This is a genomic window from Paraliobacillus sp. X-1268, from assembly GCF_003426095.1.
GTDB classification, from domain to species: Bacteria; Bacillota; Bacilli; order Bacillales; family Amphibacillaceae; genus Paraliobacillus_A; species Paraliobacillus_A zengyii.
Map to the genome: position 1 here is coordinate 113,468 of NZ_QJSK01000002.1, position 24,622 is coordinate 138,089.

The following is a 24,622-nucleotide window of genomic DNA, read 5'->3' on the forward strand; positions in this document are numbered from 1 at the left end:
ATAAATAATTGATCTTTGGAATCAAAATGGTTGTAGAAGGCGCCCTTAGAAATATTGGCAGTTTTAGCAATTTGCTGAATAGAAGTATGATGATAACCTTGATCAGCAAATAACTTAATGGCAATTTGTTTTAGCTCTTGTTTTTTTGCGATTGGTCACCCCTCCTAATATAAACGAACGGTCATTTTAGGTAACCGATTGGTCAATGTTCATAAAAACCATCATAATTAATAGTTAAGCTAATGTCAAGAAAAGAGCACGTAAATAAAAAAGCCTCTCTTCAATTTGGGAGAAGATAGCTTTGGTTATTACTTCATTTAATTGTAAAAAGAGATCTTTTCCATGATATAGATCGCAATTAACTGAAGTCCATTAGACTTCTTAAATCTACTTGGTTTTCAATCACATCTGCTAGTGTGTAGTCATCTAGTACTTGTAAAAATGCTAGTAGTGCTTTATTTAATGCGTGTTTTAACTTACAAGCCGGACTGAGGATACATTGATTGGTCTCCCTGTTAAAACATTCTAGAATGACAAAGTCATCCTCCATCAACCGTACAACCTTTCCAATGTTAATATCTTGTGGGTCTTGTGCAAGTTTTAATCCACCATTTCTGCCTCTACTAGTTTGAATAAACCCTAATTTGTTGAGCTGAAAAACAACTTTTCGGACATGTTCTACAGATATAGAATAGGTGTCTGCTATTTCTTTAATATTTGTTAACGCATTATCCTCTTTTGACCCAGCCAGCATTAAAACACGCAAGGCATAGTCTGTATGTTTTTTTAAGCGCATTTCATCACCCTATCCAACGTATGTTTACTAGCAATCATATCTTATTTTTAATAAAAAGTCTTATAAAAAGATTAAAAACATACTATTCAGTCTTTTTAAACACACAAACAGAGTAATCGCTTACAAAAAGTGATAGAATAGGAGCGTAGATAAACACTGTTTGAGAGGAAGCGATTAAATGAAAGTATTATTTATTGGAGGAACGGGGCTTATTAGTAAAGAAGTTTCCAAGCTGGCTGTGGAAGAAGGTGTGGATCTTTACTTATTAAATAGAGGGAATCGAAACTCTTTTGTACCAGAAGGAGCTAAAGTGATTTATGGTGATATTAATAACCGAAAGGAAATGAATACATTATTAGATGAGCACCATTTTGATGTTGTTGTTAACTGGATCGTGTTTACAGAGGCAGATATCGAGCGAGATATTGCTTACTTTACTGGAAAAACAGAACAGTATATATTCATTAGTACTGTCGCTACATATCAGCGACCTCCGCTTCACTATATGGTCGACGAATCAACGCCACAGCATAATCCATGGTGGAAATATGCTAGTGAAAAAATAGCCTGTGAAGATAGGTTAAGACAGGAACTTCGTGAAAATGGCTTTCCAATGACAATTGTCCGACCTTCACAGACATATGGAAATACTAGTATCCCTTTTGCTGTTACAAGCGGTGTTCATCCGTGGACATTGATCGATCGGATTATAAACGGGAAAAAGATTATCGTACCTGGTGATGGAAGCTCCTTATGGACAATCACGCACAATACCGATTTTGCAAAGGGTTTAGTTGGTTTATTAGGGAATAGCGAAACAATTGGGGAAGCCTTTCATATCACTTCTGATGAGGTGAAAACATGGGATCAATATCTTGCTGTTTTGGGTAAGGTTGTTGGTGTTAAACCAAGGATCATCCATATGACTTCAGAATCTATATCTCTTTTTATGCCGGAGTTTAAGGCGCCGTTATTTGGGGATGCTTCTACTAGTTATGTTGTTGATAATAGCAAAATAAAATCCTTCGTTCCAGGTTATAAAGCAACAACTAACTTTGAGCAAGGGATACGAAAGTCGATTGCTTATTTTGAAGAGAATCCAGAATTACAAACTATTGACCATGTCCTAAATGAAAAAATGGATTATGCGATAGCTAGCTATGAGGAGTTCTTAGCGCAAATTAACTAGAAAGAAAGCGTCACAACCTATTCAGAGGTCTGACGCTTTTCTTGTTTTTTCGTTTCGGTTAAATAGCTTAATACCCCGATGGCAACTCCTAGTACAGCACCTCCGGCTACTTCAATTGGTAAATGTCCAAGCATTTCTTTTAATTCTTTCTCCCTTTTATCATGGCGAACACCAGAATGTTCGTATGAAAGATCATCCAATTGTTCATTCAAGTCATTTACCGCAATTGCAATTTCTCCTGTTTGCCAGCGAATCCCCATTGCATCGTACATGACAATCAAACCAAAGACAGTACTAACACCAAAATCTATTGATGGCACCCCCTTTTTCAAGGCTACATATGTAGTGAGGGATGTAACGGCGGAGGAATGCGAACTTGGCATATCCCCTGTACCAAAAAGCTTTGTCCAGTCCCAGTTGCCGTTTTCTAAATAATTTAACGGTACTTTTAAAAATTGCGCGATACCTATTCCAGATAAAGCTGTTGTTATTGATCGATTCAACATTTCGTCACCTCTAGGTATAAGATGAGAAACAAGGACTTATTTTATACGAAAAAAATCATCTTTTATATTCTTTCATTGCAACTAAATTATCACCAGTCACATTCCTTATAATTTCTTCACTTCATCGCGCCAATTATAAATAGGCTTCCAATCGAGGATTTCTTTTGCCTTTTTGTTACTTAACAATGTTTCATAACCTGTTAGTGGTTCACGGAAATCGGTTACACCAGGGAAAGCTTCCTTCATTAAATCAGTACTTTTTATATTCATACTACTGTTATCTGCCGCGATATTTAAAACTGCCGTTCCAAGTTCGTTCTTTTCTACTGCTAATCGATAAGCGATTGCTGCATCACGGGCATCAATGTAGCTCCATAGAATTGCTATACGTTCTTTAGGATTATCTATAAACCCCGGGAAATTTTTATACATATGTGGTGCGATAACGTTTCCAATCCGTAATGAGACAACCTGCATTCCTGTTCGGTTATGGATCATTTTAGCGGTTTTTTCGTTAACTATTTTAGATAGACCATAGCTATCTTCTGGTAATGTCGGATGTTCTTCATCTATAGGAACATATTGTGGTGTTAACCCGCTTTTTGAAAAAACGATGCCATAAATAGATTCGCTTGATGTAATAACAGCCTTTTTAATACCTAAGTTCCCTGCTGCTTCTAAAATATTAAATGTTGCCATTGTATTATTCTGAAATGTAACATCAGTTGGGGCCATGTATGCTCTCGGAATAGCTGCTAAATGTACAACTGCATCAGCACCGACCAATACGTCATATGCCTCACCTAAATTTGTTAAATCTGCAATAATTGTTTCGCAAATTGGATTATCAGGTAGTTTATGATCAACATTTAATACCTTATACCCACTATTAATAAACTCTTCGATAACAGAAGGACCTAGTAAACCACTACCACCAGTAATAACTACTTTTTTCAATAAATTCACCTCTTCTAATTTGATTGCGCTTTCATTTATCATTATACGCGTTTGCTTACATTATTTAAAAGGATATGGCCTGAAAGTAAGTAATAAACGTGTATAATCTTAGTAAGATAATAAAAGAGAAGAGGGTGTGTAAATGGAAATAGTGATTAGTAAAATGCAACAAGAGCACTGGGAACGAGTAAAACAAATCTATGAAGATGGAATTGCTACAGGTAATGCAACTTTTGAAACAAAAGCACCAACTTGGGAAGCATGGGACAAGGGACATCTTGCTACTTGTCGCTTAGTAGCGCTAGTTAATAATGAAGCAGTTGGTTGGGTTGCACTTAGTCCAGTTTCAAGTCGTTGCGTGTATCAAGGTGTTGCTGAAGTAAGTATTTATATAAAAAATGGTTATACGGGTAAGAAGATTGGAAGTAAGTTGATGGATGCGCTTATCGAAGAAAGTGAAAAGACGGGATTTTGGACACTTGAAGCAGGTGTTTTTACTGAGAATAGTGCCAGTTTAAAACTTCATCAGAAAGCAGGCTTTAGAATAGTTGGCACAAAAGAACGGATAAGTAAAATGGATGGTAAGTGGCGAGATGTAGTAATACTTGAACGAAGGAGTAAAGTCATAGGGAATGATTAGAGATGCAAGATGTATCTCTAATCATTAAACTAATCTATTAGTGAATAGTCATTTCGAAATACTTCTATAAGGTCTTTCGCATGATAAATAACTTTATCTGGTTGCGCTAGTGTTGTCGGCATCCTATGCCGGTGATTTAACCAAATCGATTGCCATCCAGCTTGTTTTGCTCCTACAACATCATTTTCAAATGAATCCCCAATATAGATTGTTTTTGCCTTGTCTAATTGTAGCTTTTCTTCAATATAGTTAAATACTTCTGATTCCGGTTTTGCATGTCCAATTTCCCCAGAAATAAAAAGATGATCTTCTGGAATCCACTTTGATAAACCGAGTTGTTTAATTTTCATTGTTTGATGTGCTTTCTCTCCATTGGTAAGGACAGCTAATTGCTTTTTCTCTTTAAAAAGTGCCTCTAATAATTCTTCCACTTCCTTAAAAAGAGTGATTTTCTTTTGCTCCGCTAAATATGTAGCTTGAAATTCAATTGCTTCTTGATAGCTAATCGTAATGCCGAATTCCTTACAAGCTTCAGTGATTCGATATGTTTGTAATTCAACGGTAGTTACTTCGCCAGTTATACTTTTATGAAATAATGCATCACTATATTTTCTACTAGCTATGTAAAGCTTAGTATGCTCTTCATCCGTAAACGTCTGTTTAAACTGTTTAACTACTGCCTTTTTAAAAGGTAATGTTTGATCATAAAGTGTGTCATCCAGATCAAAAATGATTGTATCCAAGATTGTTGCCTCCCGTCATTCTATCCAAGTCCACTGTTAATCATAACATGCTAGATTGATAAGGATGAAGGGTTTTTTGGATTGATAAATAATTACCTTAATTTTTTGAATATTGTAAGTTGAAAGTAAATACGAATGCTGTTAAAATGATCACAAAGATTAAATTGCTTTTTATAGAATAAGTCTACTAGATAAATTGTTTGGGATTTTATAGATAAAAATAGATGGGTGTGGTGATATGAATAGAGTGTATAATTTTTCAGCTGGACCGTCAATGCTTCCTTTACCAGTTTTAGAGAAGGCGCAATCAGAATTATTGAGCTATCGTAGTTCTGGCATGTCTGTAATGGAGTTAAGCCACCGTTCGGCTTTGTTTACGGATATTATTACAGGGGCAGAAAAGCATTTACGACAATTGATGACCATTCCTGATAATTATAAGGTACTATTTCTACAAGGTGGTGCATCGCAACAATTTGCGATGATACCGATGAATTTACTTGTTAAAAACGGTAGAGCTGATTATATAAACACAGGATCATGGTCTAAAAAAGCAATAAGTGAAGCAAAGAAATTCGGTGATATTCGCGTCATAGCTTCTTCTGAGGAGGAGAACTTCACTTACATACCAAAGATAGATCGAAGCATGATTGATCCAGAAGCTGACTATGTTCATATTACTACCAACAATACAATAGAAGGAACAGCTTATACAGAGTTCCCAGATACAGGTGATGTTCCATTAATCGCAGACATGTCTTCTAACATATTATCAGAAGAAATTGATGTATCTAAATTCGGTTTAATTTACGCTGGCGCACAGAAAAATATCGCACCAGCAGGGTTAACACTTGTGATTATTCGTGAGGATCTAATTGGTCATGCATCGGATAATTGTCCTACAATGATGGATTATAAAACACATAGTGAAAGTGGATCACTTTATAATACGCCACCGACTTATGCCATTTATATTGCTAAGTTAGTTTTTGAGTGGTTGAATGAACTAGGTGGTATTCAAGAGATGGAACGGATTAATCGTAAGAAGGCACAAATTTTGTATGAGGCTATACAGGATTCATCGATGTTTGCGTCACCAGTTAGGGCAGATAGTCGTTCGATTATGAACATCCCATTTGTTACGGTTAATGGAGATGCAGATTTAGAAAGTGCCTTTATTAAAGAAGCACAAGGATTAGGTTTGGAAACACTAAAAGGTCATCGTTCTGTTGGCGGCATGCGAGCTAGTATTTATAATGCAATGCCACTAGAAGGTGTAGAAAAGTTAGTTGGTTTTATGAAAGAATTTGAAGAGAATTATAAATAAATAGGTAGCAGGAGTGGTAATGATTCTATCATTGCCACCTTTTTATATAAGTTGAATCTATGCAAGGTGTCAGATCGGAGGGTTAGTGATGAATGAAAATACGTGTATCTATTGGTCAGATTTTACTGTTGGAGAGTGGCATTTTTATTTAGCTGCGACTACAAAAGGTTTATGTTATGTTAGTTCACCAAATAGTAAGCGGGAAGAGCTTCAAAGTTGGATCACTAAGAAGTTTATTTCTGTTAACTTAATAGAAGATACTGATCAGCTAGAACCATATAAAAATGATTTAATCGCCTACTTCCAAGGTGAATTAACAAACTTAAGCTTTGCTACTGATTTACAGGGAACGCCCTTCCAACAGAAAGTGTGGCAAGCACTTCACCACGTACCATATGGAAAAACGTATAATTACGCACAAATAGCTGAATTAATTGGAAAACCGACTGCTGTTCGTGCAGTTGGAACAGCGATTGGTGCAAATCCAGTGCTTATTTCGGTTCCTTGCCATCGCGTAATTGGTAAAGACGGGACATTAACAGGTTATCGTGGTGGTATAGAAATGAAAAAGCATCTCTTGAAACTTGAACAACATACATTAACAGAAGGTTTATCTTAGACAAAAGGACAATTCTTATTCATCGTGGAATGGTTCTTTTTTGTTGTGAGATAATAGTGATGATCACGTATAAAAAATAAGTGTTTTTTGCTAATAATGCTGTTATAATTTGTTTTTACGTTATATTACAAGGGAAAAGAGAGAGCATATGAATCCAATAAATATATCCTATAAAATGCCGGCAGAATGGGAAGAACATCAACGTACATTTATCTCATGGCCTGTAAAAGAATCGATGTGTTACCCTGAAGATTACGCGACTGTTTCCGATGGTTATCGTGCTATTGTAGAAGCGATAGCAGTCTATGAGCCTGTTACTGTTTTGGTCAATCAGGCAGAAATAGAGAAGGTACAATCACTTTTTAATAACGCGGCTATTGAACTACTTGTAATTGAACATGATGATGCGTGGTTACGTGATAACGGACCAACATTTGTTGTATCAGAGGCAGGTGAGGTTGCAGGTGTCAACTGGATATTTAATGCGTGGGGAGAAAAATACACGCCTTGGGATTTAGATGATCTTGTTGCATCAAAAGTATTAGCGAATTATCAAGTGAAACAAATAGATGCACCAATCGTAATGGAAGGTGGTTCGTTTCATGTTGATGGAGAAGGAACATTAATTACGACTGAAGAATGCTTACTCCATCCAAATCGAAATCCATCCTATACAAAGACAGAAATTGAAGGTTATCTAAAAAAACACCTAGATGTTTCGAAAGTTGTCTGGTTGAAGAATGGTCTTGCTGGTGACGAAACAGATGGTCATGTCGACAATATTGCTTGTTTCATTGCACCTGGGAAAATAATGATCCAGGTGTGTGATGACCCAACTGATGCGAACTATAAGACTACTCAAGAGAATCTTGCGATATTAGAAGCGGAAGTAGATGCAAAGGGAAGAAAGTTAGAAATCGTACCGGTCAAACAGCCGCCACTTCGAACAGATGGTGACGACCGGTTAACATTGAGTTACCTTAATTTCTATTTTGTTAATGGAGGTATTATACTACCGGTTTTTGGTGAGGATGCAATAGAAACAGATAAAGCTGCGATCGAACAATTCAAGCAGTTATTTCCTGAACGTGTTATACACCCAATTGATGGAATGGCAATTATTCGCGAAGGTGGTAATATCCATTGTATGACACAACAAATGCCCGTTAACAGGTAAAGAAGGAGAGATAGTAATGGTCCGAAATATAACATTTGCTGCGACCCAGATGAGTTGTTCCAATCAGATAGAAGATAATATTACGAAGGCAGAAGCACTAGTTAGAGACGCTGCAGCACAAGGTGCACAAGTCATCTTATTACAAGAACTATTTGAAACACCATACTTCTGTCAAAAGGAAAAACCTGCTTATTATAGCTATGCGACTGAATTAAGTGAAAACAAGGCAATTCAACACTTTCAACAGATTGCTAAAGAGCTAAAGATTGTTCTTCCAATCAGTTTTTATGAAAAAAAGAACTATGCTAGATACAATGCGCTTGCGATGATTGATGCAACTGGTGAAATATTAGGAACGTATCGAAAGAGTCACATTCCAGATGGTCCTGGGTATGAAGAAAAGTTTTACTTTAACCCAGGTGATACTGGCTTTAAAGTTTGGGAAACGCGCTTTGGAAAAATCGGTGTAGGAATCTGTTGGGATCAATGGTATCCAGAAGCAGCAAGGGTGATGGCTTTACAGGGTGCTGAGGTGTTGCTTTATCCAACAGCAATCGGTTCAGAACCAGAAGACGCATCGATTGATTCAAAAAATCATTGGCAAGCATGTATGCTTGGTCATGCAGCTGCGAACTTAATGCCTGTAATTGCATCCAATCGAATTGGTGTTGAAAAAGATGAAGAATCAGAAATTACTTTTTATGGCTCTTCATTTATTGCAGGTCCAGAAGGGAATAGAATTGCAGAAGCTGGAAGAACTGAGCAAGAAATCTTACTTGCTACATTTGATTTAGATGCGTTAGATGCACAACGAATTGAATGGGGTATTTTCCGTGACCGCCGTCCAGAGCTTTATCACGTTATTACGACAAATGATGGGCAACAACCAGCCAAATAATGTAGAAAGATGATCCTCCTATTTTAGTGTGAGGGTCATCTTTTTTTTTGTTTTTTGTTTTTTGTTTTTTTAATTATGCAGTAATACAGTATAATAGAACGTTGTTTTGACGATATAAAACTGTTATATTATATAGTGTAATTAAAGTATAACAGGGGGGATTTTTTTGAAGAAATTAGTAAGTGTTTTTGTTTTGCTAGTTGTTTTAGCTGCATGTGATAGCAGTAGCAGTGAAGAAGTAACTAATTGGGATGAAATAGAAAAATCAGGTGAAATTGTTTTTGCGACAGCAGGTACGCTATATCCAGCTTCTTATTATCCTGAAGGTTCTGATGAGTTAACTGGGTATGACGTTGAGGTAATCCGAGAGGTAGCTTCACGCTTAGACTTGGAAGTTAAATTTGAAGTTATGGCTTATGATGCTATGCTGGCTGCATTGCAATCTGGACGTGTTGATATAATTACAGCTGGTCCTAGAGAAGAGAGCAAAGACAATTTTATTTTTAGTCAACCTATTAAATATTCTTATTCAACTATGATTGTTCGTTCAGAAGATCATTCAGGAATAGAGAAGTTGGAAGACCTTGAAGGGAAAAAGGCTGGTGGAGCTGCGACAACTGTATATAGCGATATAGCAGAGAAGTATGGGGCTGAGGTAGTAACGTACGGTAATGCAACCAATGATGTCTATTTACGTGATGTGGAAAATGGCCGAACTGATGTTGTGATTAACGATTACTATTTACAATCCCTTGCTCTTGAGGCTTTTCCTGAGATGGAAATAGAATTGCATTCCGACTTAAGGTTCCATCCTCAAACAGTTAGTGTTGTGGCTGACTTAGGTAGTGACGAACTAGCGGAGAGAATCGAACAAACCATTGGTGAAATGAAAGAGGATGGAACACTGACTAAAATATCCGCGGAATTCTTTGGTGGTCAGGATGTATCGCAAGAAATAACTGAAGATATTGAAGAAATAGATGGAATAGAATAAAAATAGTGCATAATCATGAATCCCTTAAAGTTTGAAAGTATGAACCTCGGGGATTTTATTGTGTTTACCTAATATGTATTAGAGAAATTTATTATTCACTAATAATTAGTTTATTATGCCCGATATAAGATAGAAGATATCTTATAAATAATATTCTTTCGAAACCTTAGTACAAGTGGAGGGTAACTTTTGTACACACAACCAGATCTTAACTACTTTATTGTTTTAAATGGTGAATATGATTGGCCTATTGTATTTTTATCTGTTCTTATGGTTTGTTTCGCTTCTTATGTAGCAATTTCAATGAATGATCGCATACAAAAAAATAGTTTTTTTGATCGTAGAATTTGGCTATTATTAGCCTCAGCTGCGATGGGTTTTGGGATATGGTCGATGCATTTTGTTGGTATGGGCGCATATATGTTGCCAGTTTCAATGAGCTATGATCATAGTTTAACATTGTTGTCGATGATTCCAGCATTTGGTGCATCCTTCATAGCCTTCTATTTAGTGAATCAACTAGATAAGTCCTGGTCTCTCTATATATTGTCAGGATTTATAATGGGTCTTGGGATTACTGGAATGCATTATATTGGAATGGAATCCATGGTTATGGATGCTAACTTTTCATATAATCCGCTTTTTGTATTCTTTTCCATTGCTATTGCAGTAATTGCTTCTTTTGGTGCATTATATATTTTTTCGACTTCTCGAAAAAGGAAAACGCGAGGATCACTCATAAAAGCGGTAACGTCTATTTTTTTAGGACTTGCTGTTACGAGTATGCATTATACCGCAATGTTTGGAACAACTTTTTATCTGAACCGAAATTACTTAGTTACGGATGGTACTACCCATCAAATGAATACGCCGCTTTTAATCACAGGTATATCTATTGGTGTTGTAAGCTTATTGGTTTTGTTAATGCTATCCGTATTTCTTGATCGTTATATTGATTATCGTGTAAGTTTCTTCGATACACGTACAAAGCTTCCTAATGCTCGTCTGTATGAGAAGGCAATTAGACAAACGAGTTCAAGTAAGTCTTTAGCGGTTTGGCAAATTAATAATTTTGAAAAAATGAATATGGTGTACGGTTATCAATCTAGTGATGAATTAATTGATTATGTGGTGGATACATTAAAAAAAGTCCATATTCCGCAACTAACACTATATCGTTTAAGAGATAATCAATTTGCTTTCTTACTGAATCGTTCAGATCATTTAGAACGTTTGAAACTGGCAATGAAAGAAGTGTCTCAGGGTTGGGATAATCCTGTATTGATTTCAGATAATCATATTATGATTGAAGGTGCATGTGCAATTTCAACGATTACGCATAAAGATGATATCAGAGATTTATACAATCATGCATTATCTGTATTGGAACACCCAACCACTGGTTTTCAACAAGAGGTGGTTCTTTATGATTCAGCTGTTCACACCTATTCTTTCGATCATAAAATAATGGAGGGAATAGATCGAGCGATGGTGGAGAATCAACTCTTTCTCGTTTACCAACCTAAAGTGTGGGCTGATACAATGTCCACGTTGGGATTTGAAACGTTAATTCGTTGGCAACACCCAGAATATGGGCTGTTATCACCCGCCGTCTTTATTCCAATATTAGAGCGATATAAGCGGATGAGAGACTTAACGGACTGGATTATAAAAAAGGCATGTAGGCAGTTGGTAGACTGGCAAGAAGAAGGTCATATAGAATGGAGTATTGCGATTAATATTCCCGGTGAATATGTTAGTTCATCCCGATTAGTTGGCGTATTGCAGCATGTAATAAAGGAAACGCAACTAGATGCCCAAAAGATTGAATTAGAAATTACCGAAACGAGTTTTGTTGAGTCTATTGATACGGCAATGTATTCTATAGAAACCTTCCGTTCGCTCGGTTTTAAAGTCGCACTAGATGATTTTGGAACTGGAGTATCATCTTTATCTTATTTAAAACAAATGCCTATTTCTACATTGAAAATAGATAAAACATTTATTGATCATGTTCCAGGCTCAGAAAAAGACGCAGCAATAGTAAAAGCAATTATCGACCTTGGGCAGTCGCTTAATTTAACCGTAGTTATTGAAGGAATTGAAACAAAAGAACAATTTCTATTTTTAACCAAGCATAGATCAGATTTACTATTGCAAGGTTATTACTTTGCCAAACCAATGACAGTAAAAGAAATAGAGACTTGGATAGTTAAGAATCACACCTTGATTTAAAAAGGTGTGATTTTTTTGCTTTTAATTATAGAGCGTTTCAATTTACGTGAAATTCTAGCATTAATTTAGGTTGAATTTCTTTAGCTAATAAAACAAATTGAATGGTGTAATCCCCCTTTGGTAACATATCTATACTTACCTCATAACTAATATGGCCCCCTGGTTTGACCGGAAAGGTGCTTGGTAATTTTGGCGATTGGTTATCTTTCGGTGATTCTTGTACTACTTGTCCATCTTTATTTTTGATTTGATAACTAAAATGTCGGGTTGATGCAAAATGAAATGTAAACATATTAGTGGACTCATTTGTAATGGTAAAGGTAACTGTCTTATTAGGCTCATCATATAAAATTATTGGAACCATATTATCTATTACATTTGTTTCTTCTATTTGGATGTCTTTTGAAGGTGTTGTAGACAACTTGATGTCCATATTTTTATACCCCCCTATCAAAATAAGTAGAATGATTAATATTGCATAAATTTTAGTCATATCTAATTCCCTCTTTTCTCACATATTTAAATTCACTATTCTATCTACAAATCCCTTCTTATTTAAAATAAAGTCATTAAGTTCAAATGCCGAAAAGAAATATTGTTTATGAAAAGAGCTAGAACAAAAGAAAGAGTGTAAAAAAAGAATAATTTATTGTGATAACTTGTCTAAAATAAAAGTCGTATTTCCAAGCCTAAAAGAGAATTATTAGAACCTTTGTAGACTTTTATGAACTTTACTTGAAAGGATATATTGTTCGCTATTTCTATGCTATAAATAAATCTATTATTTAAATTTTTCCAATAAATAGGGTTGTATAGAGAATAGGTCGAAGGAGGGAAATGAAATCCTATTACATAAAAATGGGGAGGTCATACTTTGTTAATTGCAAAAAAAGCTTTATATAGTTTGGTAGTTTTAAGTATTATATGTGGTTTAGTTAGTAATATGTCTCTAATTGAGGTGAATGCAGCAAAAGAAACTACGGAAGAAGAATATATTTATCCATTTATGAAACAGCATGCCAGTGGCCCTTTTGATATAGGTATAGTTAATCAAGATAAAATCCTGTTAGCTTTGATAGAACAAGGGATTATTGATGGTAGTTTATCTAAGGAAAAACAAGAAGAGCAATTGAATGAATATTTACTAAAGCGGTCTGAAAATGCAGAAGAATTAGCTGTTGACCGACATGACCAAAAAAAGCTCAGGAATGAGTTATTAGAACAGGCAGATCTAAAACAAGTACCTGCTGGTGTTGCGAAACAGTCAGAAGAGAGCGGTGTTAAAGCAAAATCGAATGGCATTGAATCAATTGTAGAAGAAAGTTGGGACGGGGCAGTACAAACGGATGAAGTTCTTGTTTTATTAATTGATTTTGCTGATTATCAAAATAGTAATATTACAGAAGCGGATAATCCAGTGTTACTATATGATAATTACACAAAGGAACACTATGAAAATATGGTATTTGCAGATGAAACGTATAAGGGAGGAAATGGAGAAGACTTTATCTCGATGAAGGCTTTTTATGAGCAACAATCTGGTGGTAGCTATACGATTGATGGCCAAGTAGCAGGTTGGTATACAGCAGAACATCCGGCCGCTTATTATGGAGCAAATGAGCCTGCTCCAGATGGTAATGACATTAGGCCGCGTGAATTAGTAAAAGAGGCATTAGCGCAAGCTGCTGCTGATCCATCTATTAATCTAGCTGATTTTGACAAAGAGGATTTATACGATTTAGATGGTGACGGAGATTATCGTGAGCCAGATGGTATCATTGATCACCTAATGATTGTTCATGCAGGGACTGGTGAAGAAGCTGGTGGAGGAAGTTTAAATGGGGATGCAATTTGGTCCCATAGTTGGAATTTAGATGCCCCGACAGTTGTCCCAGGTACAGAGGACGAAACCGATGTACCATATTGGGGTGGTATAGCTGCTTACGACTATACAGTACAGCCTGAAGATGGTGCGGTAGGTGTTTTTGCACATGAGTTCGGTCATGATTTGGGATTACCTGATTCCTATGATACAAATAGTACGGCGGGTGGTGTTGGTGCGCCTACTGACTATTGGACTATTATGGCTGCAGGTAGCTGGGCTGGTTTAATTAATGGGACAGAACCAACTGGCTTTAGTCCTTATGATAAAGAGTTTTTGCAAAATAGGATGCCGGAATCGAATTGGTTTAAGGACGCTGAATATAGCTTAGACGATATAAAGGCTGGAGATATTTCGCTTAACATAGATCAAGCAAGTGTAAAAGGGACAAACGCTGATGCCGTGAAAGTGACCTTGCCAGATAAATTAACAACGATTAATACACCAACAAGTGGTGAATATCAATACTTTAGTGGAAATGGAAATGATCTTAACAATAGTTTAGTGACAACTATAAATCTGAAAGATGTGTCAAACGCTTCTTTTAAATTTAATGCTTTCTATGATATTGAACTAGATTGGGATTATGGATCTGTTCAGGTAAATGACGGATCTGGTTGGGTTGCAATTCCAGGAAACATTACAACGGATTCTGACCCCTATGGACAAAACCCTGGTCATGGGATTACAGGTGATTCAAAAGGTTGGATTGAAGCTGTTTTCAATCTAGATAGCTATGTCGGAAAGGAAATTCAATTACGTATTAATTATTGGACAGATGTTGCTGCTTCACTACCGGGTTTATATGTGGATGATTTAGAAGTTATCGCAAATGATACAGTGCTTCTAACTGATGATGCGGAATCTGAGGATACCATCTTTACTATGGAAGGATTCACTAAATCAGACGGTAATAAGAAGTCAGACCATTATTATCTTATTGAGTGGAGGAATTACGCAGCAGCGGATACAGCTCTAGAGCGGATCACGCGTGGTAATTCAGTAATGACTTTAGATCCAGGAATGGTTGTGTGGTATGTCGATAATAAATATGATAATAATTGGGTAGGTGATCATCCTGGTGATGGGTTCTTAGGTGTTGTAGATGCACATCAGGAAACAGCAGTATGGTCAAATGGTGAGACAGCTGTTACGCGATACCAAATACAAGATGCGGCATTTTCGCTAAATGAAACAGATAAACTGTTTCTGGATTATCTTGATATTAATGGGACAAGTTTAGAGATGGAATCCCAAGCCGCAGTCTCCGTGTTTAATGATGCGTTTGATTATACGAATCCAGGTCAAATATATGCTGGACGAAATGTGTTGCCTTATGGTTTGACGGTAGCGATAACTGATCAGGCACAGGACTTGTCGGTGGCACAGTTGTTATTAAATTATGAGACAAGAAAACCTACTTTATCATTTGAAGGATTGAGTGAAGTATACTCTAGCAAAGAAAGTCATCATTTACTTGAGCTGAAAGTGGCTGCATATGATCCTAATCTCAGTGAGGAAGTAACGGTTGAAACTGAGGTGATTGATCCAAATGGAGAAGTTGTGGCGACAGATGATCAATCTTTTGTTGCTGAAAATGAGGAAACTTCTTTAGATGTCAGTTTGAAGTTGCCAGAAGGAATATCATCTGGTATCTACACACTCAAAATGACAGCTAATGACGGTACGAATACTGTAACGGATGAAGGAACTTTTACAGTGGATAATGAAAAACCAACAATTGAAGTAGATCAAGATGGTAATCAAGATAGTAGTAAAGAAGCAAGTGTTAAGGTCAATATTCAAGAAGCAGAATCTGACTCTCTGCAATACGTCTGGTCTGAATCTGAAGATTTGCCGACTGACGGTTGGACTCACTTTGATAACGGTGATACGCTCAAACTATCAGATCAAAATGGTAGCTGGTATTTGCATGTTAGGGCAACGGATGCGGTAGGAAATGTACTAGATTGGCATTCACAAGAATTCACACTTGATAATACAATACCGGAAATCACTTTAGAAGGTGATAATCCATTAGTATTACAAGCAGGTGCTGCATATACGGAGCCAGGGTTCATGGCTTTTGATGAAATTGACGGTGATATAACTGAAAGTGTTGAAATTACGGGAGAAATTGATAATACGGTTTTAGGAGAATATATCCTAACATATCTCGTAACGGATACGGCAGGGAATGAAACAATTGCTGTTCGTAAAGTCCATGTTGTTGATGAAGAGGTTCCCTATATTGAACTGTCTGGTGATACTGTTATTGAACTACAGGTGGGAACGAGTTATCAAGAATTAGGCTATGTTGCGGAAGATAACTTGGACGGTGATATTACGGAACAAGTTGTTGTAACTGGAGAAATTGATACGGAAACAGTTGGAGAATATACCTTAGTTTATACAGTCGCAGATGAAAATGATAATGTATTTGCGGTAACGAGAACTGTTTTAGTGGTTGATCATACAGCCCCGATAATTGAATTAAAAGGGGATGCTTCTGTTACATTGGAAGTAGGTGCGGTATATGAAGATGCAGGTATTAGCGCTACGGATAATTACGATGGAGATGTAACAGATATCGTAACAGTTACAGGTTCAGTAGATACGGACGTACTTGGCGAATATACGTTGACGTATAAGGTGATAGACGAATCTGGAAATGAAGCAACGATTACAAGGACTGTCCATATTATTGATACACATGCGCCTATTATTGAATTAGCTGGAGAAGAACCCTATATTTTAGAAGCTGGCTTAGCTTATTTGGAGCAAGGATTTACAGCTACAGATAACTATGAAGGAAACGTTACGGATAATGTTGTTATTTCTGGTAAAGTAGGCTTTGCTGTCGGAGAATACACTGTAAATTATACTGTAACAGATGCCTCCGGAAATGAAGCTACAGCAATACGTACGGTCAAAGTAGTAGATACAATAGCACCAGTTATTGAACTAATAGGAAGTAACCCAGTTGAGATTGATGAAGGAACTACTTATAAGGAACCAGGTTATGTGGCAAGTGATCTTGCAGATGGTGACTTAACTGATAAGGTAAGTGTTTCAGGCGATCTTAATGTAGATAAAGTGGGTGCTTATACTCTAACTTATACAGTTCAAGATGCTTCTGGAAATGAAACGATTGCTAAACGAATCGTTACGATTAATGCTCTAACGAAAGAAGAAGAAACTGACTCGGAAACGGCTGAAGATAACGATGAAGTGAAAACAGGTACAGAAACGTCTGGGAATAAAGGAGGGAAAACAGGTACAGGTGGAGCTGTAACTGCCTCAACAAAAGGAGAAACAGCCACAAGTGGTAGTAATCTACCTAGCACGGCGACAAATATTTTTAATTTGGTTGGAATAGGAGTAGTTGTTCTCCTTATCGGTGGTTTATTGTTTATCTTTCAAAGAAGAAGAAAAGTTAACTGATTTACATTTTAAAGAAACCACGTGGCATCAGGCTGCGTGGTTTCTTTTATAAATACAGATAGTGCTAATCTTGTTTAAAGGTGACTTTACTATCAGTTAATGATGCTATTCTTGCTAAGGATTCGACATGGTAGCCTTTAGAAAGTAATGTAGTTGCACCTGGTTGAAAAGACTTTTCAATTAGTATGCCAATTCCACTTACTTTTGCTTTTGCCTGCTCAATAATTTCAGCTAGTCCACGTGCTGCTTGTCCATTTGCTAAAAAGTCATCGATAATTAATACATGATCTCCTGGTTGAATATACTGTTTGGATACGGTAATGTCATTCGATTCCTTTTTAGTGAAGGAATAAACAGTTGCTGTGTATAAGTTATCTATAAGCGTCAGTGACTTTCTCTTTCTAGCAAAAATAACAGGAACATTCAGTTCAAGTCCAGTCATTATCGCAGGAGCAATACCAGAGGATTCAATTGTTAAAATCTTTGTAATTTGTTTATCGCGAAAAAGTTTAGCAAATTCGATTCCGATTTCCTTCATTAGGATTGGATCCATTTGATGATTAATAAAGGAATCGACTTTAAGTACATGATCACTTAACACAATACCTTCAGCTTTAATTTTATCTTCTAATAACTTCATTATATATTCCCCCTTCAATTAAATAAAAAAGCGACATACTCATAAGAGTAAGCCGCGGTTTATAATATAGACTCTATCTATCGAATAGACACAGAACTCTTAAAATTATAAATGCTTACTCATAGTCAGCCTATTTACGGTAAGCTGGTAGAAACATGCAGGCCCTATTCCTGCTTTTATACGAGTTAAATGAAGATCATTTAGTTACTTTGAATTATATAGGATTGAATGTAAATTGAAAACCTAATAAGTAAAATGTGCTTAAATCACTTTAATAGATCATTAGTAAAATATTTTTTAAAAAGGTATTGCAAACGTTTTCTTGTGATGCTATAATAAATTTATCAGTTAGGAATGTTACCGCTTTCGGGCATAACCTGAACTGATTTGAACGCCACATTTACGTGTGTGTGCTCAAATCAGTTCGGGTTTTTTGTTTTTAAAATATAATAACAGAAGGAAGGGTTTATTATGAAATACGAACAATTGTCAAAAGACATTATCCAAAACGTCGGCGGAAAAGAAAACGTTATCAGCGTTGTTCATTGTATTACACGTTTACGTTTTAAGTTAAGAGATGAAAGTAAAGCAAACACAGAAGTCTTAAAAGATATGGATGGTATCGTTACAGTAATGAAGAGTGGTGGTCAATACCAAGTTGTTATTGGTAATCACGTACCAGATGTATTTAAAGAAATTGTTGAACTTGGTGGATTCCAAACTGCTGCAACTGAAGAAGAGGAAGATAATTCAAATCAAAGCATATTTAATAAATTAATAGATATTATTGCTAGTATATTTACTCCTGTACTTGGTGTGTTAGCAGCAACAGGTATGATCAAAGGTTTTAATGCACTATTTTTAGCTTTAGGTTGGTTAGAAGATACTTCAGGTACGTATCAAATATTAAATGCTGTAGGGGATTCATTATTTTACTTCTTCCCAATATTCTTAGGATATACCGCGATTAAAAAATTTGGTGGATCACCATTTATCGGTATGGCAATAGGTGGTTCGTTAGTTTATCCTGATATTACAGCTCTATCAGCAGGTGAACCATTATATACTTTGTTTGCAGGTTCAGCGTTATTTGAAGCTCCGATTTTTGTTGAGTTTTTAGGTATTCCAGTAATTCTTATGACATATTCATCATCTGTTATTCCAATTATTTTAGCAGCATTCTTTGCATCAAGAGTAGAAGGATTCCTTAAGAAATTAATCCCTGATGTAGTAAAAGTATTTGTTGTTCCATTCTTAACGCTTATTATAGTTGTACCAATAACATTTATGGTAATTGGACCAATTGCAACTTGGGCGGCTAACCTTATCGGTATGGCGACAAATGGTATTTATGATCTAAGTCCTATTATTGCAGGAGCATTCATTGGAGCGTTCTGGCAAGTGTTAGTTATCTTTGGTCTACACTGGGGTCTTATACCAATTGCTATTAACAATTTAACAACATTAGGTTCAGATCCAATCTTAGCAATGATGTTTACAGCTTCATTTGCACAAACTGGTGCTGTAATTGGTGTTCTAATGAAAACGAAAAACAAAAAAATTAAAACATTAAGTATTCCAGCAGCTATTTCAGGTATCTTTGGTGTAACGGAACCAGCAATTTATGGTGTTACACTTCCACTGAAAAGACCTTTTATTATAAGTTGTATTGTCGCTGGTCTTGGTGGTGCTGTGCTAGGTATTGCAGGTACAAGAGGTTATATGATTGGTGGATTAGGAATCTTTGGTATACCATCTTACATTAGTCCTGAAGGAATGGATGCAGGATTCTGGGGTATGATCATTGCAATGATAGGTGCGCTTGTTTTAGGTATCGTTTTAACGTATCTATTCGGTGTGAAAAACGAAAAGACTTCAGAACAAACGGTTAAAGAAGAAACAACTACACCTGCAACAGATAAAGTGGTTGTAGAAGAAAAAGCAATTAATGGAGAAGTTATCGCTAGCCCACTTGCTGGTGAAGTAAGACAATTATCAGAAATTAAAGATGAATCATTTGCTTCAGGTGCAATGGGTAAAGGGGTTGCGATTGAACCAATCGAGGGTAAATTATTCTCACCAGTTACAGGAACAATTACAGCATTATTCCCTACCAAGCATGCACTTGGAATTACAACAGAAGATGGTGCAGAAATTCTGATTCATGTTGGTATGGATACTGTTAATCTGGGTGGTCAATATTTCACAAGCTATGTAAAACAAGGTGATAAAGTAGAAAAAGGTAAATTACTTGTTGAATTTGATCTAGTTGAAATTAAGAAAGCTGGTTATCTTGTAACAACACCAGTGATTGTAACCAATCCAGATAACTATGCGGTAATTTCCTTTACAGAGCAACATATAGTTAAACCAACAGAAACATTAATTACGCTAAAAAATGAGAATTCTGGAAATTAAGATAAGGCAGTTTAATAAGTAATAAACAATATGACAGCAAGGTGTGAGTACTGACTGATACTCTCCTTGCTGTATGTTGTTTCTACATAAGAAGTTGATAAACGTAAATAGGAGGAATGAAATATGACAAATAAAACAAACTTTCCGAAAGATTTTTTATGGGGTGGTGCAATTGCCGCTAACCAAGTAGAAGGCGCATATTTAGAAGGTGGAAAAGGGTTAACTACAGTGGACCTTTTGCCAACTGGAAAGGAACGTTTTCGTATTATGTTAGGCAATATAGATTCTTTCGAGCCAAAGGAAGGCGTCTATTATCCATCTCATGAGGCAATTGATTTTTATCATAAATATAAAGAAGATATCGCATTATTTGCTGAGATGGGATTTAAAAGCTTACGTTTATCAATAGCTTGGTCAAGAATCTTTCCAACTGGAGAAGAAGAAGTTCCAAATGAAGCAGGATTAAAATTTTATGACGATGTGTTTGATGAATTGTTGAAATATAATATTGAACCAGTTGTCACAACGTGCCATTTTGATGTACCTGTACATTTAGTTGAGAAGTATGGTAGTTGGAAAAGCAGAAAAATGATTGAACTTTATGAAAAATATACAAAAACAATTTTCAAACGTTATCAAGATAAAGTGAAATATTGGATGACATTTAATGAAATCAATATGCTACTACACCTTCCTTATATGGGAGCGGGTATTGTTATAAAAGAAGGTGAAGATAAAAATCAAGTGCTTTATCAAGCAGCGCATCACCAATTAGTGGCAAGTGCTTTAGCGGTTAAAGCATGTCATGAGATAATCCCTGATGCCAAAATTGGTTGTATGCTTGCAGCTGGAATGACTTATGCTTATTCATCAAATCCTGACGATGTTTGGAAAGCAATGGATAAGGATAGGGAGTCATTCTTCTTTATTGATGTACAGTCTAGAGGAGAGTATCCAGGATATGCAAAGCGTTTCTTTGAAGATCAGAACCTTGATATTAAGATGGAGGATGGTGACGAAGAAATTTTACGTAATAATACAGTAGATTATATCGGATTTAGCTATTATGCTAGCCGCTGTACCAGTGTTGATCCAGAAGTATTAAAAGATCAAACGGCAGGGAATGTTTTTGAATCTGTAGCAAATCCATATTTAAAAACATCTGAGTGGGGATGGACAATTGATCCTAAAGGTTTACGTATTACAGCAAACCAGTTACATGATCGTTACCAAAAACCATTATTCATTGTGGAAAACGGTTTAGGTGCAGTGGATGTGCCAGAAGAAGATGGTAGTATAAATGATGACTATCGTATTGATTACTTACAGCAACACTTTGTTGAAATGTCTGAGGCAATTAAAGATGGTGTTGAAATTCTTGGTTATACAAGTTGGGGACCAATTGATATTGTAAGTGCTAGTACTGGCGAGATGAAGAAACGTTATGGTTATATTTATGTTGATAGAGATAACGAAGGAAATGGTACCTTGGATAGAAAGAAAAAGAAAAGTTTTGATTGGTACAAGCAAGTAATTAAAACAAATGGATCGAATTTATAAGCGTGATTTTAAGGAGAGCGAAACGAGCTCTTCTTTTTTATCGAAAGAAAGTCTAAAAAAACTGAGGTCTAATAATCAAAAAAATATTTTACTTACGCAACGAATTAAAAATTCTATTAGGTCACAATTTTCATCAACTGCGACTTAATAGAATTTCCTGCCCCGCTCCTCAAGTGAAATTGACTCCCTTTTCGCAGGCATGGCTTCAGCTAAATTTGGAAAGCAAAAATCGCTTTCCAAAGTGGATCTTCAGCCCGTGGGATTGCGATTACTCATCCCATCGAAAACATTTGCTGTTCCAGCAGGAGTGTCGTCAATTTCACTTGATACGCTAGTACCCGTCTGCTCATCACTAACAGTGAGTATAAATGTGAACGTAAAGTGATGGGTTCTAATCAAATTTTGAAAGTAACAATCAGCATGTTAATTGTTACTTTCAACCAGATTAATTCATCTTATCTGTCCATACTGATATCGTTTGTAATTAGACGCCAGCTACGGAAGCAAATGGTTGTGCCCACCGGAAAGCGAAAACATTTGATGACGCGACGGGTTAGGATCTACGTCGCAGTTTCTATTGACTACGAAGTTTTAAATAAAAACAATACATCAAATTATTTTGATCTAAAGTATTGTGTTTTTAAAAATAAGTAATATAATGAGGATACATCAATTTTATTTGATATATTAGAGGAGGTAAGGTTGTTGCAGACAAAACAGATAAATAATAAAGTTCAATTCGAAACGTATGAATTAAAGTTTAAGGCATTAGCAGATCAGTTACGGTTACAAGTTATGTATGAACTTAATCAGCATGGACAGCTATGTGTTTGTGATTTAACGGAAAAGGTAAATTTACCACAATCTAAATTATCATATCATCTAAAAATTTTGTTGGACGCGAATCTAATAGAACGAGAAAAGATTGGTACATGGAATTATTATCGTTTAAATGATAAAGAAGTCAAAGGTCTATTGTCCGAAGAACTATGTTGTATATTTTATCCGAGTAAAAAATAATTTTTTTTGCGCCATACATCAATTTTTTTTGATGTAATGTGTAATAAAAAGATTATGAGAGGAGTTTTCTTTATGAATGGATGGACAGATTTTATAATAACGTTTGTTACGCTTTTTCTGGAATTAGCAGTTTTATTTATTTTTATTAGCTTTTTAATTAGTTTGTTACAGCAAAATATATCAGAAGATAAGATAAAACGGATGTTAGATCGACCCAATAAATTTATCAGCTATTTATATGGTGTTGGTCTAGGAGCAATAAGCCCTTTTTGTTCATGTTCGACCATACCTATATTAGCAGGATTATTATCGTCTGGCGCTCCTTTTGGCCCAACAATGACTTTCTTAATTGCATCGCCATTATTAAACCCAGTCATTATCATCCTGATCGGGACATTGATGGGCTGGAATGCAGCATTATTTTATACGGTAATTGTAGCGATATTTGCAATTTTAATTGGAGTTGTTTGGAAGACATTAGGTTTAGCAGATTTTGTGAAAGAAGTTCGTGTACGAAAGAGTAAAACAGAAACAGAACACAACACAGAACAACCAAAATGGAGAGTAGCGTTGCAAGATGCTTGGGGATTCTTTTATCCTGTTTTACCATTTTTAGTAATTGGCGTTCTGATTGGCTCTTTCATTCATGGCTTTCTACCAGAAGAAATAATTGTACGTTTTGCGGGTGGAGATCAGCCTTGGGCAATTCCGGTCGCCTCTATTATTGGTATTCCAATGTATATTCGTGCGGAGGCTATTCTACCAATTGCGGACGCGCTGGTATCAAAGGGAATGGGGATCGGCTCGATAATTGCGCTTGTAATTGGTGGTGCAGGAGCAAGTATTCCTGAAGTGGTATTGCTTAGTAAGTTATTTAAACGAAGATTAGTTATTGCATTTTTGATCTCAATTTTATCAGTGGCAATCATAGCTGGTTTTATTGCACAATCGATACTTTAAGGAGGTGAAAGAGATGACGGAAAAGAAGTCTGTTTTTAGTAAACTATTTGTAAAAAAGGAAAAAGACTGTTGTAATGTGGAAATTGAGGAGGTGAACAAAAAGGTCGATTGGAGTGAAATTGAAAAGAAAAGTGCTGATAAATCCTGAAGGACTTCTGAAAATTAGTCTGGTAGTCCTTCAGGATAGAACATCAATAGAATAGTTTAAGAGCAACTTGTGAAAGTTATAATCTTTTGGTAATGAACGCACCTAGTTCGATGAAAATAAACAAAAACATCATGTAGACTATTAGGATTTCGATTTCGATTGTTTTAACACCTATTGCGAAAAGGATAAGGAGTAGAGCACTACTACCAAATAACACTATATACAAAACAAGCAAAAAGTATCGTTTAAATAGTAAAAGACTTCTCTCATCTACTGTTGGTACATTCCCATGTTTTTTCTTGCGATAGTAGGATTGCAAAAAGACAATTCCAAAGCCGCCTATTGTGCCGATTAAACTATATGTGATTATTTCCAAAAGTGATAAGGGAATCTCTTACCCTCCTTTTTTCAATTAAATATAGGCCTAAAAATCCTCCAAATTGAATACAGATAATTAGGAACACATACA

General features: G+C 36.0%; 20 protein-coding genes, 1 pseudogene and 1 riboswitch. Of the genes and pseudogenes, 14 read left to right on the top strand and 7 right to left on the bottom strand.

Annotated elements, in window-relative coordinates:
- Positions 1–5 precede the first annotated feature (5 nt).
- Positions 6–152, bottom strand: a pseudogene (locus tag D2K62_RS19400) (TetR/AcrR family transcriptional regulator); the annotation flags it as partial.
- Positions 153–358: 206 nt separating this feature from the next.
- Complete coding sequence (locus D2K62_RS05170) at positions 359–796, bottom strand: RrF2 family transcriptional regulator (RefSeq protein WP_112182444.1); 438 nt, start codon at positions 794–796, stop codon at positions 359–361.
- A gap of 178 nt (positions 797–974) precedes the next feature.
- Here D2K62_RS05170 and D2K62_RS05175 point away from each other — a divergent pair, with 178 nt between their 5' ends.
- Complete coding sequence (locus D2K62_RS05175) at positions 975–1,985, top strand: NAD-dependent epimerase/dehydratase family protein (RefSeq protein ID WP_117161051.1); 1,011 nt, start codon at positions 975–977, stop codon at positions 1,983–1,985.
- 17 nt (positions 1,986–2,002) lie between these two features.
- Here D2K62_RS05175 and D2K62_RS05180 read toward each other — a convergent pair whose 3' ends face one another.
- Positions 2,003–2,488: a divergent PAP2 family protein gene (locus D2K62_RS05180; protein WP_112182791.1), complete on the bottom strand. Its 486-nt coding sequence runs from the start codon at positions 2,486–2,488 to the stop codon at positions 2,003–2,005.
- A 108-nt stretch (positions 2,489–2,596) separates the two neighbouring features.
- Positions 2,597–3,448 carry an NAD-dependent epimerase/dehydratase family protein gene (locus D2K62_RS05185; protein WP_198671274.1) on the bottom strand — a complete coding sequence of 284 codons (852 nt, stop codon included), beginning with the start codon at positions 3,446–3,448 and terminating at the stop codon, positions 2,597–2,599.
- A 142-nt stretch (positions 3,449–3,590) separates the two neighbouring features.
- Here D2K62_RS05185 and D2K62_RS05190 point away from each other — a divergent pair, with 142 nt between their 5' ends.
- Complete coding sequence (locus tag D2K62_RS05190) at positions 3,591–4,088, top strand: GNAT family N-acetyltransferase (RefSeq protein WP_112182441.1); 498 nt, start codon at positions 3,591–3,593, stop codon at positions 4,086–4,088.
- Between the two features lie 29 nt (positions 4,089–4,117).
- On the opposite strand, the gene D2K62_RS05195 is transcribed toward D2K62_RS05190, so the two are convergent.
- Positions 4,118–4,831 carry an HAD family hydrolase gene (locus D2K62_RS05195; RefSeq protein ID WP_112182440.1) on the bottom strand — a complete coding sequence of 238 codons (714 nt, stop codon included), beginning with the start codon at positions 4,829–4,831 and terminating at the stop codon, positions 4,118–4,120.
- 238 nt (positions 4,832–5,069) lie between these two features.
- On the opposite strand from D2K62_RS05195, the gene serC reads away from it, so the two are divergent.
- The 6 genes from serC (at position 5,070) to D2K62_RS05225 (ending at position 12,081) form a co-directional block, all read left to right on the top strand.
- Positions 5,070–6,158, top strand: coding sequence for a 3-phosphoserine/phosphohydroxythreonine transaminase (serC, locus tag D2K62_RS05200; RefSeq protein WP_112182439.1), 1,089 nt, complete (start codon positions 5,070–5,072; stop codon positions 6,156–6,158).
- Positions 6,159–6,246: 88 nt separating this feature from the next.
- Complete coding sequence (locus tag D2K62_RS05205) at positions 6,247–6,777, top strand: methylated-DNA--[protein]-cysteine S-methyltransferase (protein WP_112182438.1); 531 nt, start codon at positions 6,247–6,249, stop codon at positions 6,775–6,777.
- 148 nt (positions 6,778–6,925) lie between these two features.
- Entirely contained in the window at positions 6,926–7,954 is a 1,029-nt protein-coding gene (locus D2K62_RS05210) for an agmatine deiminase family protein (RefSeq protein ID WP_117161053.1), read from the top strand.
- Positions 7,955–7,970: 16 nt separating this feature from the next.
- Complete coding sequence (gene aguB / locus D2K62_RS05215; protein WP_112182436.1) at positions 7,971–8,852, top strand: N-carbamoylputrescine amidase; 882 nt, start codon at positions 7,971–7,973, stop codon at positions 8,850–8,852.
- A 166-nt stretch (positions 8,853–9,018) separates the two neighbouring features.
- The gene (locus D2K62_RS05220) at positions 9,019–9,846 is read left to right on the top strand and encodes a transporter substrate-binding domain-containing protein (RefSeq protein WP_117161054.1); all 828 of its coding nucleotides are present in this window, start codon (positions 9,019–9,021) and stop codon (positions 9,844–9,846) included.
- 189 nt (positions 9,847–10,035) lie between these two features.
- The gene (locus D2K62_RS05225; RefSeq protein ID WP_117161055.1) at positions 10,036–12,081 is read left to right on the top strand and encodes a bifunctional diguanylate cyclase/phosphodiesterase; all 2,046 of its coding nucleotides are present in this window, start codon (positions 10,036–10,038) and stop codon (positions 12,079–12,081) included.
- Positions 12,082–12,118: 37 nt separating this feature from the next.
- On the opposite strand, the gene D2K62_RS05230 is transcribed toward D2K62_RS05225, so the two are convergent.
- On the bottom strand, positions 12,119–12,514 hold the full coding sequence (locus tag D2K62_RS05230) for a BsuPI-related putative proteinase inhibitor (protein WP_157967317.1): 396 nt from the start codon (positions 12,512–12,514) through the stop codon (positions 12,119–12,121).
- A 441-nt stretch (positions 12,515–12,955) separates the two neighbouring features.
- Here D2K62_RS05230 and D2K62_RS05235 point away from each other — a divergent pair, with 441 nt between their 5' ends.
- Positions 12,956–17,407 carry an immune inhibitor A domain-containing protein gene (locus D2K62_RS05235; RefSeq protein ID WP_117161056.1) on the top strand — a complete coding sequence of 1,484 codons (4,452 nt, stop codon included), beginning with the start codon at positions 12,956–12,958 and terminating at the stop codon, positions 17,405–17,407.
- A 64-nt stretch (positions 17,408–17,471) separates the two neighbouring features.
- Here D2K62_RS05235 and D2K62_RS05240 read toward each other — a convergent pair whose 3' ends face one another.
- Positions 17,472–18,047 (bottom strand): xanthine phosphoribosyltransferase, encoded by a 576-nt coding sequence (locus D2K62_RS05240; protein WP_117161057.1) that lies wholly within the window; start codon positions 18,045–18,047, stop codon positions 17,472–17,474.
- 102 nt (positions 18,048–18,149) lie between these two features.
- Positions 18,150–18,251, bottom strand: a riboswitch (purine riboswitch).
- A 267-nt stretch (positions 18,252–18,518) separates the two neighbouring features.
- Here D2K62_RS05240 and D2K62_RS05245 point away from each other — a divergent pair.
- The 5 genes from D2K62_RS05245 (at position 18,519) to D2K62_RS19260 (ending at position 24,153) form a co-directional block, all read left to right on the top strand.
- Positions 18,519–20,465, top strand: coding sequence for a beta-glucoside-specific PTS transporter subunit IIABC (locus D2K62_RS05245; protein ID WP_117148861.1), 1,947 nt, complete (start codon positions 18,519–18,521; stop codon positions 20,463–20,465).
- Positions 20,466–20,588: 123 nt separating this feature from the next.
- Positions 20,589–22,025, top strand: a complete 1,437-nt coding sequence (locus D2K62_RS05250; RefSeq protein WP_112182428.1) for a 6-phospho-beta-glucosidase — start codon at positions 20,589–20,591, stop codon at positions 22,023–22,025.
- A 705-nt stretch (positions 22,026–22,730) separates the two neighbouring features.
- A complete protein-coding gene (locus tag D2K62_RS05255) occupies positions 22,731–23,045 on the top strand; it encodes an ArsR/SmtB family transcription factor (protein WP_369974629.1) in 315 nt (104 codons plus the stop codon).
- 72 nt (positions 23,046–23,117) lie between these two features.
- Positions 23,118–24,005 (top strand): permease, encoded by an 888-nt coding sequence (locus D2K62_RS05260; RefSeq protein WP_117161058.1) that lies wholly within the window; start codon positions 23,118–23,120, stop codon positions 24,003–24,005.
- Positions 24,006–24,018: 13 nt separating this feature from the next.
- Positions 24,019–24,153, top strand: coding sequence for a hypothetical protein (locus D2K62_RS19260; protein WP_255421354.1), 135 nt, complete (start codon positions 24,019–24,021; stop codon positions 24,151–24,153).
- Positions 24,154–24,622: the final 469 nt, after the last annotated feature.